Genomic DNA, 17,662 nt, shown 5'->3' on the forward strand with positions numbered 1-17,662 from the left:
ACCGCCCTTTCGCGCGAATGGCGCGAAAGGGCGGTTCGGGTGGTTTCAGCGATTCAGTGGGCGGCGATCACAGCGTCGCGGAGGACGCCCGTCTGCAGTTCCATGTCGCGCAGGCGGGCCTTGACCAGGTCGCCGATCGAGACCATGCCGACGAGCCGTCCACCGTCGAGCACCGGCAGGTGGCGGTAGCGGCCGCTGGTCATCCGGGCCATCGCCGAGGTGAGCTCGTCCGCGGGGCGCGCCGTGGCGACCTTCCTGGTCATGACCTCGGAGATCGGCTGCGTCAGCAGCTCTGGGCCGCGCTGCGCGAGCTCGCGGATCAGGTCGCGCTCGGAGAGGATGCCGACGAGCCGGTGCTCGGTGTCGCACACCACCAGCGCGCCGATCCCGAGGAGCTCCAGGCGGCGCACCGCGTCCGTGACGGTGGCGTACGGGAGGATCGTGTGCACGGTCCGTCCCTTGGTGTCGAGGATGTCGGCAATCTTCATCGCTCTGCCCTCCGCTGAGTCGCTTTTCCGGTGCGTTCACAGTGTGCTCCTCGAATGATGATTTCGACACGAAACGGTGTAGAAGATCACCCGCTCGCACGCGGGATCTCGGCGTCGCGGCGGCGTTCGCAGTCGTGAACGGTCCTCCCGCGTTCCGCCGCGGGCGGCCCGCGATGCTGCGACGGTCCGCCCCGTGCGTGTCTTCGGGAGGGTTCGAGAGGTCGGCCGGGTCGGCGCGGCCGCCGTGGCGGTGGTCGCCGTGCTCGTGGGAGTGGTGCTGGTGCTCCCGGGGCGGCCGGAACCGGGCGGGGTGCGGGTCGACGGTCGGTGGTTCGCGCACGCCGACGGGACGCCGCTGTACTGGCTGGCCGACACGGCGTGGGACCTCCTGTCCGCGCCGGGTGCGGACGACTACCTGGCGGCGCGAGCCGACCAGGGCTTCACCGTGGTGCGGACCGCGCTGCTGCAGGCGGGTGACGGCCGGGCCTTCCGCGGGCACCTCGGCGCGCTCGACCTGAGCGAGGGCGGCTACTGGGACCACGTGGACACGATCGTCGACGAGGCCGAGTCCCGAGGGCTCACGCTGGCGCTCGCCCCGATCGCGTCCGCGCAGGTCGGGAGCCTGCTCACCGAGTCGAACGCGCGGGACTACGGCACCTTCCTCGCGGCCCGCTACGGAGACGCCTCGGTGGTCTGGCTCACCGACGACGACGGCAGCCGCCCCGAGATCTGGTCCGAGCTGGTCGACGGGCTGCGCTCGGGTGGGAGTGACGCTCCGGTGCAGAGCAGGTCCGGCCGGGCGCCGAGGGAGTCCGACAACGCCGGCGGATCGGATGGTGCCGGCGGATCGGATGGTGCCGGCGGATCGGACGGTGCCGGCGGCGGATCGGATGTCAGTGCCGGTGGTGCGGACAGCACTGGCCGCGGATCCGCTGCCGGGGCCGGTAGGTCTGGCGGCGCCGGTCGCGAGTCCCGCCGCACTGGCGGCGGATCCGACGGCAGTGCCGGTGGTGCTGACGAGAGCAGCGGCCGCGGATCCGCTGCCAGTGCCGGTGGGGCTAGTGGCGACGGCCGCGGGTCCGGCAGCACTGGCGGCGGATCGGAGGCCAGGACCGGCGACTCCGACAGCACTGGCCGCGGATCCGACCCGACGACCGACCCCACGACCGACCCGGCGCCCCGCGAGGCCAGGACCGCGCCGTCCGAGACCGGAGCTCCCCGGAACGGCACCGGCGCGCCGGACGGCGACCCCGACGAGCCCGACAACCGTGCGACCGGCCAGGTCACCGGCACCGCGACGGGCAGTTGCGCGGACTCGGCGACCCGGGCGCGGGCGCGGGCGTCGGACCGGGAGTCGGGCGAGCCGGTGGTCGACGCGACACCGCCCCGAGCGGGCGAGGACTGCGGGGGTGCGGGCACCACGACCGCGCACGACGTCCGGGCCGAGGCCTGGCGCGCCACCCTCGGCGGGGCGACCGGCGCCACCTACGCCGGACCGACCGGGGAGCAGGGCGCGGACGGTGCAGACGGCTCGGACGGTGCAGACGGCTCGGACGGCGCGGAGCTCGGCGTGCTGCGGCGGGTCATGGAGTCCCGGCCCTACCGCCTGCTCGAACCGGCGGACGAGGCCCTCGGCGGATCCGGTCTGGAGGGGGACGCACGGGTGTCGGCGGCGGTGGCCTCCGACGGGTCGTTCCTGGTCGCGTACACGCCCGAGGGCATGGACGTGACCGTGGACCTGGACATGCTGGCGGCGGAGACCGTGCAGGCCTCGTGGGTGGACCCACGGACGGGGGAGGTCCTGGAGGTCCCGGAGCCGGTTCAGGCCACCGGCACGGCCGCGTTCGAGGCCCCGGCGGGCACCGGGGACGAGCGGGACTGGGTCCTCGTCCTCGACGACGCCGCCGCCGGCTACGGCGCCCCCGGCTCCGAGATCCTCGACGACCCCGGCACCCCCACGACCCCCGACACCGACACCCCCGACACCGACACCCCCGACACCGACACCCGGGCCACCGACAGCCAGGCCACGGACACTCAGGCCGGCGACGCCCAGACCGCCGGCTCCCGATCCGCCGACCCACCCGCCACGGAGCCGACCCCGGAACCCACCCCGGAGCCCACCACCCCACCCGCCCCGGAACCCACCACCCCACCTGCCGCAGCCCCACCGCCCGCCGCCGACCCCGTCTGGGACCGTCTGGCCGCGTGCGAGTCCTCCGGCGACTGGGACATCGCGACCGGGAACGGCTACTACGGCGTTATCCGAACAGCTGAGGTCGGCAGTGATGCAGATCACTGCGGCCCAGGGGAGCCGGCGGCTCTCCCGAGCAGCTGGTGGGCCAGCTTGAGCGCCCTTGCAAGCTGGTGGTCGAGATGACCCGCTCCCCCGGGCCGATGTCACTCAGCCTGAGCAGGGCGGGTGCCCTCGAGTTCATCGAGCAGCGTTTGGACGCGACTTGCTGTTCGTCGGTGCCGTTCGGCCTCACGATCCCATCCACGTGCTTCTGCGTCGCAGACGAGCTGCTGTTCGGTGTCGAGCCGGATGCGGAGTCTCGGGGTGTAGTCGGGGGTGGTGACGAACTTCGAGCAGGTCAGGTAGAGGTCGCACTCGCATGGCCCTTCCTGGGGCAGGCGCAGGCAGCGGCCGAGCTCGAGCTCGGTCTTGAAGAAGTTCGTCGACAGCCAGTTGACGGCCTCTGTGGTGAGGTCGCCGTTGCGGATGGCCTCGGCCTGCGGCCCGGCCAGGATTGCGCCGGGGGCGAGGACGGCCTGGTAGTCGGCGAGGACGACGGGGTCGGACAGGCTGGTGTAGGTCATCGACATACCCGCGGAGCGGTGCCCGAGGACCTTCATGATGGTCTGGATCTTCGCGCCGCGTTCGCCGAGCTGGGTGCCCATGGTGTGCCGGAAGCGGTGCGGGTGGACCAACGCCTTGCCGTCGTCGTCGACCAGGCCCAGCGCGCGGCAGACCTCGGTCAGGCCGGCTTTGAACAGGTAGTCCGGGCTGGCCAGGCGCCCGTTGCGCAAGAACAGGTAGCGAACCGTCCGGCCGAGTCGCTGGTCGAACAGCGGCTGGTCGGTCTGGGCGCGGCGACGGGTGATGAGGTCGCGGACGGCCTCGGCGGCCTCGGGGTGGATCGGGACGACCCGTTCCTTGGCGGATTTGCCCGCGGCGAGGCGCAGGCGGTGGGTGCTGTCGGGGTAGGTGTCGAGGCAGTCCAGGTCGAGCTTGCGGATCTCCCCGCTGCGGGCGCCGCTCCAGCGGGCGACCAGCAGGGCGGTGCGCTGCAGTGGGTCAGCCAGGGCGCGGATGCCGTCCATGAGCGGGTCGAGTTGCTCGGCCGGGATGAACCGTGGGACGCGCTCGATCCCGCGAGGAACGTCGGAGCTGGTCAGCGGGGGTCTGGTGGGCATGTGCGGCCACTCGTTGATCGCGGCGTGGCGGAAGAACCGGGCGACGTGGCCGATGACGTGATCGCGGTAGACCGCCGAGAGCGGCTGGTCGGGGTGCTTCCACTTGCGCTGGTGGGGCAGCCAGGCCAGGAACTCCAGCAGGGCGGGCCGGTCGAGCCCGGCCAGGGTGGTCTGCTCGGGCCGGGTCTCAGCGTGCCAGGCCGCCAGGCGCAGCAGGCCCGAGCGGGCCTGGGTGACGGTGCCGGGCGCGCGTCGGACGGCGAGCTCGCGCAGGTAGCGCTGCATCGCCTCCTCGACCGCCGAGACGGTGCTGATCGCGGCCAGCGGGCGGGGTTGCTTGCGCAGTGGCAGGGCTTCGATGAACCCGGCGTGGAACAGCGCGACCCCGGTCTGGGTGACGCTGCTGTGCCAGGCCATCGGGAACCCGGACCGCATCTGGACCTTCAGGTCGAGCTGCTCGATCTCGGGCAGCGAGGCAACGGTGCGGATGGTCGTGCGCAGCTCGTCGATCTCGGCGAGAGACAACGTCGTGAGATCGGGGTCGGCGCGGTGCAGGATCAGCCGAGGCAGCGCCCAGGGCAGGCTCTTGTTGACGCTGGGAACCGAGACACCTCGTCCGAGCTCCTGCTCGCGCAGGGCGGCCATCTGCGCGCGCAGCGGCAGACCCAGCCCGTCGGCGATCGCGAGGATCCGCAGGTTCGCGGCCCCGAACAACCACGGCCAGTCCAGACGCAGCCGCCCGGTCAACGACAGATAGAACAGGTAGGGCCGCGCTCGGAAGCTCGCCGCCGCGCCTGCCGGGTCGACCAGCGTGCCCGCCGGGGCGGGGCGCGCGTGGATCGTGGGACCGACGCGTTCCGCCAGCGGGCGACGGGCCCATCGCGTCATCGACGGGTAGTGCTCGACGAACTCGGCCCTGGCCTGCAGCAGCATCGGTGTCCAGTTCTTCGACCCGCGCAGCCCGACGCGCAGGAACCGCTCGTACTCCTCGACCGAGGCGTGCGAGGGACCCGAGTAGCCGTCAGTGGTGCGCGGTGACCGCGAACGTCCTGGCGCGCTCATCGCGCCGTCTCCGGCTGCGGGCCCTGCTCCAAGGCGGTCCGGTAGTCGTCTCGGACCTGGTGGTCGGTGAGCCGGACGTAGACCTTGGTCGAGTCCGGGTGGGCGTGACCGAGGCGGCGCATCAAGGTCAGCTCCCGCATCCCGAGCTCGGTCATCCGGGTGGCGTGGGTGTGGCGCAGGCTGTGTGGGGTCAGCCAGGGCTCGCGCACTCCGGCGCGGGTCGCAGCCCGCTGGAACAGCCGGACCAGGCCGTCGTAGCTCAGTGCGTGGTCTCTGCGGGCGCCTCGGCCGCCGATCAGGAACAGCAGCGGTGTCTGGGCGTCCGGGGGGCGTTCGAGCAGCACGTAGCGGTTCAAGGCCGGGAGTGCCCGGTCCTCGAGCAGGTCCACCACCCGATCTCGGCGGGACTTCTGCCGTGCGCCCTGCGGGTGATCGTCGCGGTGGCGGACGGTGACCCGTTTCCGACCGTAGGAGATGTCCTCCAGATGCAAGCCCAGCACCTCACCCGGTCGCAGGCCGCCCTCGTGCATGAGCTCAAGCAGCGCCCGGTCGCGCAGCTTGTCCAGCTGCCCCAGCAGCGCCAGATAGGTCTCGTCCGGGATCGGGCGCGGCAGCGTGTCGACGGTGCGGACCCGCAAGATCCGGCGGACCGGGCGCTGATCGGCGCTGGTCAACAGCGGTGGCCGATGCCGGCCCAGCACGCGGGACGAGGCCTGGTCGGCCTCGCGCAGGATCGGGTTCTCCACCTGCGTGTAGCCGCCGCAGCTGATCAGGAACTCGTAGAACGACGACACCGCAGCCAGCACCCGGTTGCAGGTGCGCGCCGACAACCGACGCCCGTCCCCGCTGACCAAACCGAGCTGGCTGCGCTGCGCCCGCCCGGCCGAGGACTGAACCCGCAGCCAGCCCAGGAACTCCGTGGCCAGCATCGGGGAGAACCCACTGACCGGCTCGCCACGCTCGTCGAGGAACTGCAGCAGCTTCATCAGGTCGTAGGCGTAGGCCCGGACTGTGTTCGGCGAGTACTCCCGCACCGCCAACGACGACAGGAACGCCGACACCTCTGCCACCGGCACCTCGCAGTCGTCGACCACAGCCACCGTCGGCTCTCCTGGCCGCTCCGGTTCGCATTTCACCACTCGCATGACCGCGAACTAGATCATGAACCGTCGTCGTCTGACCTGCAGCTTCCTCGTCGTGGCGTAGGAGATGTCCAGATAAGTGGTGGCCTGCAGTTCAGCCAGGCGACCTGGGAGGACTTCGGCGGCACCGCGCACGCCCCGCGCGCCGACGCCGCGACCAGGGAACAGCAGATCGCGGTCGCCACGAAGGTCCGCGACCAGCGCGGCGGCTACGGCAGCTGGCCCGCCTGCGCCCGCAAGCTCGGACTCCCGCGATGACCCCCGCGACGACCCCCGAACAGACCCTCGCGAGCACCCCCGCGATGAGTCCCACGATGACCCCCGCACCTGGGAGCAGCGCCCCGCCGAGCCCCGCCTACCCTTGGGGGTCATGACCCCGCCCGAGCCCCCCGCGCCGTCGTCCGAGGGGGGCGCGCGCATCGGGAACCGCTACCGCCTGGAGGAGCGCATCGGCGCCGGGGCGATGGGCGCGGTGTGGCGCGGGACGGACGAGCTGCTCAACCGCACCGTCGCGATCAAGGAGCTGATCGTCGCGGGCGCCCCGATGGGCCACGGGAACGACGCCGCCGAGGAGTCCCGCCAGCGGCTGCTGCGCGAGGGCCGGATCGGGGCGCGTCTGCAGCACCCGCACGTCATCAGCATGTTCGACGTCGTGGTGCACGACGAGCGGCCCTGGCTCGTCATGGAGTACCTCCCCAGCCGCTCGTTCGCGGTGGTCCTGGGGGAGAAGGGCCCGATGACGCCGAAGGACGCCGCGGCCGTCGGCGTGCAGATCGCGGACGGGCTGGCCGCGGCGCACGCGGCCGGGGTGGTGCACCGCGACATCAAGCCCGGGAACGTCCTGATCGCCGAGGACGGCCGCGCCAAGATCACCGACTTCGGCGTCTCCCGCGCCGTGGACGACGTGCAGCTCACCCGCACCGGCATGATCGCGGGCACCCCGGCCTTCCTCGCCCCCGAGGTGGCGCGCGGCCAGGAGCCGACCAGCGCGTCGGACGTGTTCGCGCTCGGCGCCACGCTCTACGCCGCGGTCGAGGGCGAGCCGCCGTTCGGACTGGACGACAACGCCTACGCCCTGCTCCACAAGGTCGCGACCGGCCGCATCCGCCCGCCGGAGCACGCGGGCGCGCTGACCGCCCTGCTCATGCGCCTGATGGCCAACGAGCCCGGCGACCGGCCCACCGCGTCGCAGGCCAGGGACGCCCTGTCCGCGATCGCGGCGGGCGGGTCCGCGGCCGGGATGGTGGCGACGGCGCCGGTCACGCAGGTCGCCGCAGTAGCGTCCCCGCCGCCGCCGGAGGGTCCGCGCACCCTCACCGACCTGCCCGCCGCGCCCCCGCCGAGCACGCCCCCGACCCGCCGCCGGTGGGTCCCGATCCTCGTCGGCGTGCTGGCCGTGCTGGTGGTGGGCGCCGGCGTCCTGATCGGTGCGCTGCGCGCGAACACCGGGCAGCAGGAGGACCCGCCGCCGGTCGCGGCGGGGCCGACCACCACGGCCGCGCCGCGCACCACCACCGCCGCGCCGACGACCACGACGCCCCGCCCCACCACCACGACCCCGACGACGACCCCCGCGAGCGACGGCGCGGTGGCCTTCGTGCAGGACTACTACGGGCTGCTGCCCGAGGACCCGGACGCCGCGTTCGTACGGCTCAGCCCGCAGGCGCAGGCGGCCTCGGGCGGGATCTCCGGCTTCCGGAACTTCTACGCGGGCATCCGGGACGTGCAGGTGCAGAACGCCCGCAGCTCGGGGAACGGCCAGGTCTCGGCCACCATCGTCTTCACCAGGGCGGACGGCTCCACCAGCAGCGAGCCCTACACGTTCACCGTGCAGGACGACCTGATCCAGTCCTTCTCGCGGGCCTGAGCGGACCGCCGCCTCACGCCGTCTGGGAGGCCGGTTCCTGCAGGTGCGCGGTGACCCACCCCACCACCTCGCGGACGAACTGCGCCCGGTGGGCGACGGCGTGGGTCTCGTGGCCCTCGTCGTCGAAGAGCAGCAGCCGGGGGGTGGCGCCGCGCTGCTCCAGGGCCGCGACCATGCGCAGCGCCTCGCCCAGCGGGACGTTCGTGTCGTAGCGCCCGTGCACCACCATCAGCGGGGCCCGGATCTCGTCGACGGCGTGGATCGGCGACAGCGAGCGCAGCAGCTCGCGGTCCGCCACCGGGTCCCCGTACTTCGTGGTCGCCGACGACGCGATCCACGGCTCGGTCTCGGCGTAGAAGGTCTCGAGGTCGCTCATCCCGCACACGTCCACACCCACCGCGAACAGCGACGGGAACCAGGCCAGTGCGACGAGCGTGAGGTACCCGCCGTAGGACCGCCCGGACACCCCGATCCGGTCCGGGTCCGCGAGCCCGGACGTGCGCAGGAACGTGACGGCCGCCCGCACGTCGGTGATGGCGGTGAACCGCTGGTCCAGGTCGTCCGCCTGGGAGAACGCGCGGCCGAACCCGGCCGAGCCGCGGACGTTCGGCGCGAAGACCTGCACCCCGGCCGCGACCAGCGCCTGGAACAGCGGGTGGAACACCGGCCGTTCCTGCGCCTCCGGCCCGCCGTGCAGCCAGATCAGCGTGGGCGCCGCGCCGTAGGCGGTGTGGGGCCGGAACAGCCAGCCGGTCAGCCCGAGCCCGTCCTCGCCGCGGAACTCGTGCAGCGTGGGTTCGACGAAGTCCTCGACCACCTCGATCTCGCCGGGGAGCACCGCGACCGGCTCGGCCAGGGGCACGTCCAGCGCGATCCGCGTGATGCCCGGCGGCATCGTGGGGCCCTCCGACGCGACGAGCAGCGTGTGCCCGTCCCGGGTGAACGCCAGCCCGGTCACGACGTCCCCGGGCTGGTCGGAGACCGGGGAGGAGAGCCCGTCCCGCAGGTCGACGAGCTCCAGCTCGCTGCGTCCGTCGACGTTCCAGGACAGCACGGCGCGGGCGCCCGCGGGGTCGAGCGCGTAGGCGTCCAGATCGTCTCCGCCGCGGGCGGCGACCTCCCAGGCCAGGGAGACGTCGTCGTCGGACACGGTGCAGGCGAGCAGCGCGGGGCGGTCCCGACCGGCGTCGGTGTGCAGGTAGAGGACGGACCCGGTGACGCCGAACCGCGCGTCCGCGACGGTGGCGTCGTGGCCGGGCAGCAGCTCCACCCGACGCCCGGTCCACAGGTCGATCAGCTCCAGGCCGCGGCGGCCGCGCCGCCCGGTCCGCACCACGACGATCCGTCCGTCCCGGCTCACCGCGCACACCACGGCGGCGGGCCCGGAGGCGAGGACCGTCGAGGACCCGTCCCGGACGTCGACGAGGCAGGCCGTGCCGTCCCCGTCCGGGCCGTAGATCGTGACGCCGACCTGGCGTCCGCTCGGCGACCACGCACCGAGGGTGACCGCGAGCGACCCGGCGGCGATCTCGCGGCGCTCCACCCCGTTCGGCGACAGCAGCAGGACCCGCGTCCGCTCCCCGCCGCCGGGGGCGATCTGCACGGCCAGCCACGCGCCGTCCGGCGACCACGAGAGGGCCACGACGTCGCAGGCCACGGTCGGGTCCACCTCGGTGTCCAACGGCGCGGCGGGCTCCTCGCCGAACGGCGCCACCCACGCCCGCGGCCGCCCGTCCCGGTCGGAGATCCAGGCCAGCAGCGTGCCGTCGGGGGACGGCAGCGGGGACCGGTAGGAGGGGACGATCAGCTGATCGCCGAGGTCACCGGCCAGTTGGGCGCGCCGCCGTTCGGTGAAGCTCTCCACTCATATCCCCCTCTCCTGCAACCACATCTCCAGCAGTGCTACCTGCCACAACGCGTTCGAACCCAGGTTGGTGCGCTGCGTGTTCGGATCCGCCAGCATCCGCTCCAGCCAGTCGCTGCGGACCAGCCCCCGGGCCTTGGCCACGGGATCGGTGACGGCGGCACGCACCCGTTCGAGGAACGGCCCCTCCAGGTGCCGGATGGCCGGTACCGGGAAGTATCCCTTCGGCCGGTCGATGACCGCGTCCGGGACGACGCCGCGGGCCGCCTTCTTCAGGACCCCCTTGCCGCCTTCGCTGAGTTTCAGTTCTGGTGGGCACGCCGCCGCCAGCTCCACGAGCTCGTGGTCCAGGAACGGGACCCGTGCCTCGAGCCCCCAGGCCATGGTCATGTTGTCGACGCGCTTGACCGGATCGTCCACGAGCATGATCGTGCTGTCCAGCCTCAGTGCCGCATCCAGTGTGCGCTCCGCCCCCGGCTGCGCGAAATGTGAGGTGATGAACGCGCGGCTGGGATCGTGGTCGAGCAGCCACTCGGGTTCGAGGATGGAGGCCAGGTCGCTGTGCGGCCGGTCGGTGAACACGGCCTGGTAGGCCTCCACGGCCTGGTCCCGCGGTGTGGCGGCCAGCGGCGGGTACCAGTCGTAGCCGGCGAACACCTCGTCGGCGCCCTGCCCGCTCTGCACGACCGTCACCGACTTGGCGACCTCCTCGCTGAGCAGGTAGAACGCCACACAGTCGTGGCTGACCATGGGCTCGGACATCGCCGTGATCGTGTCGTCGACGGCGGGGAGCATCCGGGCGGGGTCGACCAGGATCTGCTGGTGGTCGGTCCCGAACTCCTTGGCGACGATGTCGCTGTACTCGAACTCGTCGCCCTTCTCCCCGCCGGCGGCGTGGAAGCCCACGGAGAAGGTCTTGAGGTCCCGCTGCCCCTCCTGCGCCAGCAGCGCGACGATCAGGGACGAGTCGAGGCCGCCGCTGAGTAGCACCCCGACCGGCACGTCCGCGACCATCCGGCGCCGGACGGCGGCGCGCAGCCCCTCGAGCACGGCCTCGGTCCAGTCCGGCACGGACAGCCGTCGCTCGTGGACGGGGGTCCAGTAGACGTGGTCGGAGAACGTGCCGTTCGCCTCGTAGGTCCGCACGGTGGCGGGCGGCAGCTTCCGGACGCCGTTCAGGATCGTCCGCGGCGCCGGCACCACCGAGTGGAAGGTCATGTAGTGGTGCAGCGCGACCGGGTCGATGGACGTGTCGACCTCGCCCGCCGCCAGCAGCGCCGGCAGCGAGGAGGCGAACCGGATCCGGCGCGGGCCGGGGGAGTAGTACAGCGGCTTGATCCCCAGCCGGTCGCGGCCCAGGACGAGCCGCCCGGTGTCCCGCTCGGACACCGCGAACGCGAACATCCCCTTGAAGTGCTCCACACAGGCCGCGCCCCAGTGCGCGTAGGCCTTGAGCACGGTCTCGGTGTCCGAGTTCGAGAAGAACGTGTGCCCCGCGGCCTCCAGCTCGGTGCGCAGCTCGCGGTAGTTGTAGATGCAACCGTTGAACACCACGGCCAGGCCGAGCGCCGAGTCGACCATCGGCTGCGCCCCGCGCTCCGACAGGTCGATGATCTTCAGCCTGCGGTGCCCCAGCGCGACCGGCCCCGCGGCGTGCACCCCGGTCCCGTCCGGCCCCCGCCGTTCGAGGGCCTTGGTGATCCGCGCGACCACCGCCGGATCCGCCGCCTCCCCGTCGAACCGCATCTCGCCCGCGATACCGCACATGTGCCACTCCCTACCCGTGCGCGGCGAGTGGTGCCAGAGCACCACTCGCCGCGCACGACCTCAGCGCAAGATCCAGGTGTCCTTCGCCCCGCCGCCCCGCGACGAGTTGACGATCAGTGAGCCTGCCGGCGCGACCCGGGACAGGGTGGCGGGCACCACGTCGAGGTGCGCGTTGCCGCCGTACTGGCTCTGGAAGACGAACGCGCGCAGGTCGACCGCGCGCGGCTCCAACCGGCGCCCCGAGAAGGTCGGGTGCGTGGAGAGCTGCACCATGTCCTGCGCCACCCACCGCGCGGGCTCGGCGCGGATCTGCTTCTCCACCTCGGTGAGCTCGGAGCGCTCGGCGTGCGGGCCGATCACGATCCCGCTGCCGCCGTAGCCGTCGACCGGCTTGAGGACGAGCTCGTCCAGCCGGTCGAGCACCTCGGCGCGCCGCGCGTCGTCGACGCACGGGTAGGTCGGCACCGAGTCGAGCAGCGGCTCCTCGCCGAGGTAGAAGCGGATCATGTCCGGGACGTAGGCGTAGACCAGCTTGTCGTCCGCGAGCCCGTTGCCCAGGGCGTTGAGCAGCGCGACCCGCCCCTTGGCGACGGCGGCGGCCAGGGCCCGTCCGATCGGGCGCATGTCCGCGCCGCGCGAGGACATGAGGTCCTTCTCGTCCATCCGACGGTAGAGCGCGGAGAGCCGCCGCTTGCTGCCGACCGACACCAGGTAGACGCCCTCGTCGGTGACCTGCAGGTCCCGCGGGGTGACCACCGGGACCCCCATCTGCGTGGCGAGCAGCTCGTGTTCGAAGAACGCGGAGTCCGACGGGCCGGACGAGAGCAGCGCCACCTCGTCGTGCCCCGGGGTGCCGGTCTCGGTGGCGGAGAGCAGCGCGGCCCGCAGCCGCCCGGGCACGTCCTCCAACCCGACGACGCCGGTGGGCGGCTCGAGATCGCTCATCACCGACCGCACGAGCCGCCGGGACATGATCGAGTACCCGATGCCCGAGGGCACCCGCAGGTTGTCCTCCAGGACGAGCCAGTGGTCCGGGGCGTCTCGGACCAGGTCGATCCCGGCCACCGCGATCCGGACGACGTCCGCGGGCACGATCTCGCCGTTGCGGTGCCTGCCGGGTGCGTTGTCGAGCACGGCGGCCGGCACGATCCCGTCCCGGACGATCCGGCGGTCGCCGTAGGCGTCCCGCAGGAAGTGCTCGAGGGCCTGGACGCGCTGGCCGAGGCCGGGTTCCAGCGTCTGCCAGTCGTCCGCCGTGATGATCCGCGGGACCAGGTCCAGCGGGAACAGCCGACCGTCGTCCCCGAAGGTGACGCCGCGGGCGCGCTGCTCGGTCGCCAGCGCGGCCTCGGCCGCGACCAGGCCGCGCGGCCCGAGCCGGTCGAGCGCCCGGAACATCCAGCCGTAGGCGGGCAGCACGGTGCCGCCGTCGGAGACGGCCTCGTCGAAGGTGGCGGGGTGGTAGTCCTGCAGCAGGGCCTGGGCCAGCGGCGCCTCGACCGGCGGGTCGATCGCCAGCAGCCTGCCCTGGGTGTTCTCGATCAGGGCGTCGACGACGTCCACCAGCTCGCCGCGCCGCCCGTACATCCGCCGCTGCCGGGCCGCCCCGGACCCGCGCAGCAGCGTGCCCTGGGACAGCTCCAGGACCTGCTCCCAGTCGCCGAGCTCCTCCAGCTGCGGGCGCAGGCTCTGCACCAGCTGCCCGACGAGCAGCGGCGGGCTGACGAGCGTGGGCCCCGCCAGGTCGACGAGGTCGCCCTCCAGCCCGGACCGGGCGGCCCGCCAGGCCGCGGCCCGCAGCAGCTCCTGGCTGACCGCGGGCAGCGGCTGCCCCGCGTCGATCTCCTCGCGCGCCCGGCAGACCAGGGCACGGAACAGCCCGGCGATGAGCACGACGTCGTCCACCTCGGTGCACGCGTCGCACACCCGCAGCTCGACGGTCGGCACGTGCGCGCTGGGCCGGATGTCGAAGTAGAGCATCCCCGGGTCGGAGATGGTGCCGCTGGCGATCAGCTGAGCCACCATCGCGTCGTACTCGGCGCCCGTCTCGACCATCGCCGGCGGCCCCGCCGTGGGCCAACGCGACCACACCATGCTGCGGTAGCTGGCGTAGCCCGTGTCGTGCCCGCGCCAGTACGGGGAGCTCGCGGAGATCGCGAGCAGGATGCTCAGATACGGCGCCACCCGCCGCACGACCTGCACCGCGGTGTCCCGGTCCGGCACGTCCACGTGCACCTGCGCCCCGCAGATGTGCTGCTCGCGCACCAGCATCTGGTACTCGTGCTGCATCTTCTCGTAGCGGGCGCCCGCGGAGATGTCGTCCCCGGTCAGGTCGACGAGCGGGACGGTGCCCGCCGCGACGATCCCGAGCCCGCGCGGGCTCGCCACCGACTCCAGCCTGGCGCGGAGCCTGCGGAGGTGTCCGCCCAGCTCGTCGAGGGTCTCGCAGACCGGGGTGTTGGTCTCGACCAGCGAACGCTGCAGCTCCCGCGCGAACTCCGCCCCGTCGAGCTCGGGGAGCAGGACGTCGACCTCCGGCGCGGCGCGCCGGGTCGTGAGATCCACGACGTGGAACTCCTCCTCGACCCCGAGAAGGGGTCTCCCGGCGGCACTCATGCGAGTGACGCTAGGTGCGAATTGTTACGGGCGCATAGCCCCCAGACGGCCGCCACACCCGCTTGTACCCACCCCGGCGCCCCCTCAGCCGTAGGCCGCCTCGAAGAACGCCAGCTCCAGATCCACCGCCTCGCCGAACCGCCTGCTCACCCGGACGACGTGCGACGAGTGCGCGGCGGCCCGGTCGAACTCGGCCCGCAGGAAGTCCACCCACGCCGCGAACGCGGGGCCCCGGTGCAGGTCGATCCACTCCGCGGCGATCGGGTCGGCGGGCGTCGGCGCGTCGCGCGCCGCCCAGTCGAGGTAGAGCCACTCGGCCACCAGCAGCACGGCGAGGATCTCGGCGTAGCTCGCGTCCGCGCGCGCGGTGTCCATCAGCTCGACGAACCCGCGGGTCGGGGCGGCGAGCCCGGCCGTGGCCTCGGTTTCGGCCGAGACGCCGAGCGTGCGGAACGAGGACAGGAAGAACTCGTGCTCGTCGCCCGCGACCAGCCCGACCTGGCGGGCGTGGACCACCCGCGCGGCGGGATCGTCGCAGGTCGCGACGGCCGCGCCCATCAGGGCGAGGAACGCGTCGCAGAACTGGAAGTCCTGCACGAGGTAGCGGGCGAGGACCGTCCGGTCCACCGTGCCCGCCCACAGCTCGTCGACGAACCGGTGCCCGACGGCGGCGGCCCAGGTCTCGGCGTGGGTCCTGCGGAGCTCTTCGGAGAACGACACGGGGATCAAGTCTCGCCGACGACCGTCGCGTACTCGTCGGGGGTGTTGACGTTGACCAGTGACCGCAGCGCGGGATCGGCCGCGGCCAGCGCGGGATCCGCCAGCAGCTCCGCGGCCTCCACCCGGCGGACGTCGACGGTCGCGAACAGGTCGGGCGGTCGGCTGCGGCCCGCGGTGAGCAGGTCGGCGACGGTCGCGGCGAGCCCCACCCGGTACGCCGCGGCGAGGGGCTGGTGGTGGCCGTGCGCCACCGGGAGCAGCACGTCGTGGTCCCCGAGCAGGTCCAGCACCCGCCGGACGTAGGCCGGGTGCAGCAGCGGGAGGTCCACCGACGCGACGAACGCGGCGTCCGCCCGGCCCGCCACCGCGGCGAGCCCGGTCGCGATGCCCTGCAGCGGCCCGCGCCCCGCGACGGGGTCGGCGACGGTCTCGGCGCCGGTCGCCGGCAGGTCCTGCCCCGGCGCCCCCACCACGACCACCGGCCCGACGACGCCGCCGACGGTCGCGACGACGTGCGCCAGCAGGGGCGTGCCGCGCCAGTCCAACCACGCCTTCGACCGGCCCATCCGGGACGAGCGTCCACCCGCCAGCACGATCCCCGCCGCCCGCACCCGGTTCCCCCTGTCGTCGCCCCGCCGCACGGCTGCCAGCATGCCGCAGGCTCCTGCCCGGCCCGGCCCTGACGCTCGGGACGCCCAAGCACCGCTCAGCGACGCTTGGGACGCCCAAGCGTCAGCCGCCACCCACCACCGGAGCCGCGATCCGCATCACCCGCCCGTCCGCGCCCAGCTCCCCGCCCAGCATCTCCACCTCGCCCGCCGCGACCCGCTCGGCGGTCCAGGCGCAGGCCAGGGCGTCGAGGCAGTCGTCGAGCCGGGCGCCTGCGGGGAGGTCGGTGAACACCGACGGCGACACCCAGGTGCCCAGCGCGGCGAGCCGTCTGCCGACCCCGCGGGCCGTCTTCTTCGAGGCGAAATCACCGGGGAGCAGCCCGCGGAACGCCAGCTCGGGCGAGGCCTCCACGACCGTCGGCGGCAGGTCGACGGACAGCCAGTCCAGGATCTGCCGCCGGATGTTCCAGGTCTGGATGCTGATGCCCTTGCCGGTGAGCCGCCGCGCCACCGCGACGGCCTCGGCGTGCGAGGCGGCCTGCAGCACCGGCAGCGGGGGCGCCGGGAAGATCGACGACCGGGCCCGGCCCAGCCGGGCCGCGGCCAGCCCGTCGCACGGTCGCCACCCGGACACCGGCACCGCGAGCGGGATGTCGACCGCCACCGCGTCGCAGCCCGCCGTCAGCGCGACGACCTCGGCGGCCGAGACCACGACGTCCCACCGGACGGGTGCGAGCCGGACCACGACCCACCCTCCGGGCACCCCGTCCACACCGGCGACCCTCATGAGGCAGGATTCTCGTCGTGCGCGTCTACCTCGGCAGTGACCACGCCGGTTTCGAGCTCAAGGCGGCCCTGGTGAAGCACCTGGGCGGCAAGGGATACGACGTCGTGGACGTCGGCGCCCTCACCTACGACCCGGAGGACGACTACCCCGCCTTCTGCATCGACACCGCGCGGAAGGTGGTGAACGACCCGGGCAGCCTCGGCGTCGTCATCGGCGGGTCGGGCAACGGCGAGCAGATCGCCGCGAACAAGGTGAAGGGGATCCGCGCCGCCCTGGCGTGGAACGTCGACACCGCGAAGCTGAGCCGCGAGCACAACGACGCGCAGGTCGTCGGGATCGGCGCCCGCCAGCACACCGAGGCGGAGGCCTTCGCGATCGTCGAGGCCTTCCTCGCCACCCCGTTCAGCCACGGCGAGCGCCACCAGCGGCGCATCGACCAGGTGTCCGCGTACGAACGTGCCTGAGGGCCACACCCTCCACCGGCTCGCCCGCAGGCACCAGAAGCTCTTCGCGCGCAGGCCCGTGCGGGTCACCAGTCCGCAGGGCCGCTTCGCCGACTCCGCCGCCCTGCTCGACGGCCAGGTGCTCACCCGCGCCGAGGCCCACGGCAAGCACCTGTTCCACACCTTCGCCGCGGACCTCGTGGTGCACGTCCACCTGGGTCTCTACGGCACGTTCGACGAGGGCGAGCTGCCCGCGCCGGAGCCTCGCGGACAGCTGCGGATGCGGCTGGTCGGGGAGACCCACTTCGCGGACCTGCGCGGCCCCACGGCGTGCGAGCTGCTCACCCGCGCCGAGGTGAAGGCCATCCGGGAGCGTCTCGGCCCCGACCCGCTGCGCCGGGACTTCGACCCGGACCGGGTGTACGCCCGGCTCGCGAGGAGCTCGAGCCCGCTCGCCACGCTGCTGATGGACCAGAAGGTGATCAGCGGCGTCGGGAACGTGTACCGCGCCGAGCTGCTGTTCCGCCACCGCCTGGACCCGCAGACCTCCGGCCGGGCGCTGGACCGGGGCACGTGGGACGCGATGGCCGCGGACCTCGTCGCCCTGATGAAGGACGGCGTGCGGAAGGGCCGGATCGACACGGTGCGACCGGAGGACGACCCCCGGCGCAAGGGGCTCGCCCCGCGGAAGGACCGCCACGGCGGCGAGGTGTACGTCTACCGCCGGGCCGGGCTGCCCTGCCACGTCTGCGGCACCACCGTGCTGACCGTGACCCACCAGGCCCGCAACCTGTTCTGGTGCCCCACCTGCCAACCCTCGTGAGCGGCGATGGTCGCCCTGGCGACCATCGCCGCTCACGGGTCGACGCGCGGGATCG

12 protein-coding genes and 2 pseudogenes are annotated in these 17,662 nt (G+C 73.3%); 5 read left to right on the top strand and 9 right to left on the bottom strand.

Annotation, left to right across the window (positions count from 1 at the left end; all coding sequences use genetic code 11):
• Window positions 1–53 precede the first annotated feature (53 nt).
• Window positions 54–488, bottom strand: coding sequence for a CBS domain-containing protein (locus tag L3X23_RS34485; RefSeq protein ID WP_237197900.1), 435 nt, complete (start codon window positions 486–488; stop codon window positions 54–56).
• Window positions 489–681: 193 nt separating this feature from the next.
• On the opposite strand from L3X23_RS34485, the gene L3X23_RS34490 reads away from it, so the two are divergent.
• Window positions 682–2,868 (top strand): DUF4038 domain-containing protein, encoded by a 2,187-nt coding sequence (locus L3X23_RS34490; RefSeq protein ID WP_237197901.1) that lies wholly within the window; start codon window positions 682–684, stop codon window positions 2,866–2,868.
• Between the two features lie 20 nt (window positions 2,869–2,888).
• Here L3X23_RS34490 and L3X23_RS34495 read toward each other — a convergent pair whose 3' ends face one another.
• Window positions 2,889–4,967, bottom strand: coding sequence for a site-specific integrase (locus L3X23_RS34495; RefSeq protein WP_237189972.1), 2,079 nt, complete (start codon window positions 4,965–4,967; stop codon window positions 2,889–2,891).
• The gene (locus tag L3X23_RS34500; RefSeq protein WP_237189971.1) at window positions 4,964–6,067 is read right to left on the bottom strand and encodes a tyrosine-type recombinase/integrase; all 1,104 of its coding nucleotides are present in this window, start codon (window positions 6,065–6,067) and stop codon (window positions 4,964–4,966) included. The genes L3X23_RS34495 and L3X23_RS34500 overlap by 4 nt, the downstream gene beginning before the upstream one ends.
• 123 nt (window positions 6,068–6,190) lie before the next feature.
• Here L3X23_RS34500 and L3X23_RS34505 point away from each other — a divergent pair.
• Both L3X23_RS34505 and L3X23_RS34510 read left to right on the top strand, forming a co-directional pair.
• Window positions 6,191–6,367, top strand: a pseudogene (locus L3X23_RS34505) (transglycosylase family protein); the annotation flags it as partial.
• A 112-nt stretch (window positions 6,368–6,479) separates the two neighbouring features.
• Window positions 6,480–7,976: a serine/threonine-protein kinase gene (locus L3X23_RS34510; RefSeq protein WP_237190142.1), complete on the top strand. Its 1,497-nt coding sequence runs from the start codon at window positions 6,480–6,482 to the stop codon at window positions 7,974–7,976.
• A 13-nt stretch (window positions 7,977–7,989) separates the two neighbouring features.
• On the opposite strand, the gene L3X23_RS36500 is transcribed toward L3X23_RS34510, so the two are convergent.
• From L3X23_RS36500 to L3X23_RS34540, 6 genes and pseudogenes are all read right to left on the bottom strand, one after another.
• Window positions 7,990–9,840, bottom strand: a complete 1,851-nt coding sequence (locus L3X23_RS36500; protein ID WP_237190143.1) for a prolyl oligopeptidase family serine peptidase — start codon at window positions 9,838–9,840, stop codon at window positions 7,990–7,992.
• The gene (locus tag L3X23_RS34520; RefSeq protein ID WP_093089040.1) at window positions 9,841–11,607 is read right to left on the bottom strand and encodes an N-acetylglutaminylglutamine amidotransferase; all 1,767 of its coding nucleotides are present in this window, start codon (window positions 11,605–11,607) and stop codon (window positions 9,841–9,843) included.
• A gap of 60 nt (window positions 11,608–11,667) precedes the next feature.
• Entirely contained in the window at window positions 11,668–14,223 is a 2,556-nt protein-coding gene (locus L3X23_RS34525; RefSeq protein WP_237190144.1) for a carboxylate--amine ligase/circularly permuted type 2 ATP-grasp protein, read from the bottom strand.
• 150 nt (window positions 14,224–14,373) lie between these two features.
• Window positions 14,374–14,943: pseudogene (locus L3X23_RS34530) on the bottom strand (TenA family protein); the annotation flags it as partial.
• A gap of 5 nt (window positions 14,944–14,948) precedes the next feature.
• Window positions 14,949–15,596, bottom strand: coding sequence for a molybdenum cofactor guanylyltransferase (locus L3X23_RS34535; RefSeq protein WP_237190146.1), 648 nt, complete (start codon window positions 15,594–15,596; stop codon window positions 14,949–14,951).
• 79 nt (window positions 15,597–15,675) lie between these two features.
• Window positions 15,676–16,341: a DUF429 domain-containing protein gene (locus tag L3X23_RS34540; protein ID WP_237190147.1), complete on the bottom strand. Its 666-nt coding sequence runs from the start codon at window positions 16,339–16,341 to the stop codon at window positions 15,676–15,678.
• Between the two features lie 17 nt (window positions 16,342–16,358).
• Here L3X23_RS34540 and L3X23_RS34545 point away from each other — a divergent pair, with 17 nt between their 5' ends.
• Window positions 16,359–16,805 carry a ribose-5-phosphate isomerase gene (locus L3X23_RS34545; RefSeq protein WP_237190148.1) on the top strand — a complete coding sequence of 149 codons (447 nt, stop codon included), beginning with the start codon at window positions 16,359–16,361 and terminating at the stop codon, window positions 16,803–16,805.
• A complete protein-coding gene (locus L3X23_RS34550) occupies window positions 16,798–17,607 on the top strand; it encodes an Fpg/Nei family DNA glycosylase (protein WP_237190149.1) in 810 nt (269 codons plus the stop codon). The genes L3X23_RS34545 and L3X23_RS34550 overlap by 8 nt, the downstream gene beginning before the upstream one ends.
• Window positions 17,608–17,662 lie beyond the last annotated feature (55 nt).

This window comes from Pseudonocardia sp. WMMC193, assembly GCF_021728735.1.
GTDB lineage: Bacteria > Actinomycetota > Actinomycetes > Mycobacteriales > Pseudonocardiaceae > Pseudonocardia > Pseudonocardia oroxyli.

Excerpts from the sequence above, each read along its gene's own strand:
- L3X23_RS34540 (WP_237190147.1), bottom strand. The coding sequence starts at position 16,341 with ATGAGGGTCGCCGGTGTGGACGGGGTGCCCGGAGGGTGGGTCGTGGTC.
- L3X23_RS34510 (WP_237190142.1), top strand. The coding sequence starts at position 6,480 with ATGACCCCGCCCGAGCCCCCCGCGCCGTCGTCCGAGGGGGGCGCGCGC.
- L3X23_RS34525 (WP_237190144.1), bottom strand. The coding sequence starts at position 14,223 with ATGAGTGCCGCCGGGAGACCCCTTCTCGGGGTCGAGGAGGAGTTCCAC.
- L3X23_RS34520 (WP_093089040.1), bottom strand. The coding sequence starts at position 11,607 with ATGTGCGGTATCGCGGGCGAGATGCGGTTCGACGGGGAGGCGGCGGAT.
- L3X23_RS34495 (WP_237189972.1), bottom strand. The coding sequence starts at position 4,967 with ATGAGCGCGCCAGGACGTTCGCGGTCACCGCGCACCACTGACGGCTAC.
- L3X23_RS34485 (WP_237197900.1), bottom strand. The coding sequence starts at position 488 with ATGAAGATTGCCGACATCCTCGACACCAAGGGACGGACCGTGCACACG.
- L3X23_RS34535 (WP_237190146.1), bottom strand. The coding sequence starts at position 15,596 with ATGCTGGCAGCCGTGCGGCGGGGCGACGACAGGGGGAACCGGGTGCGG.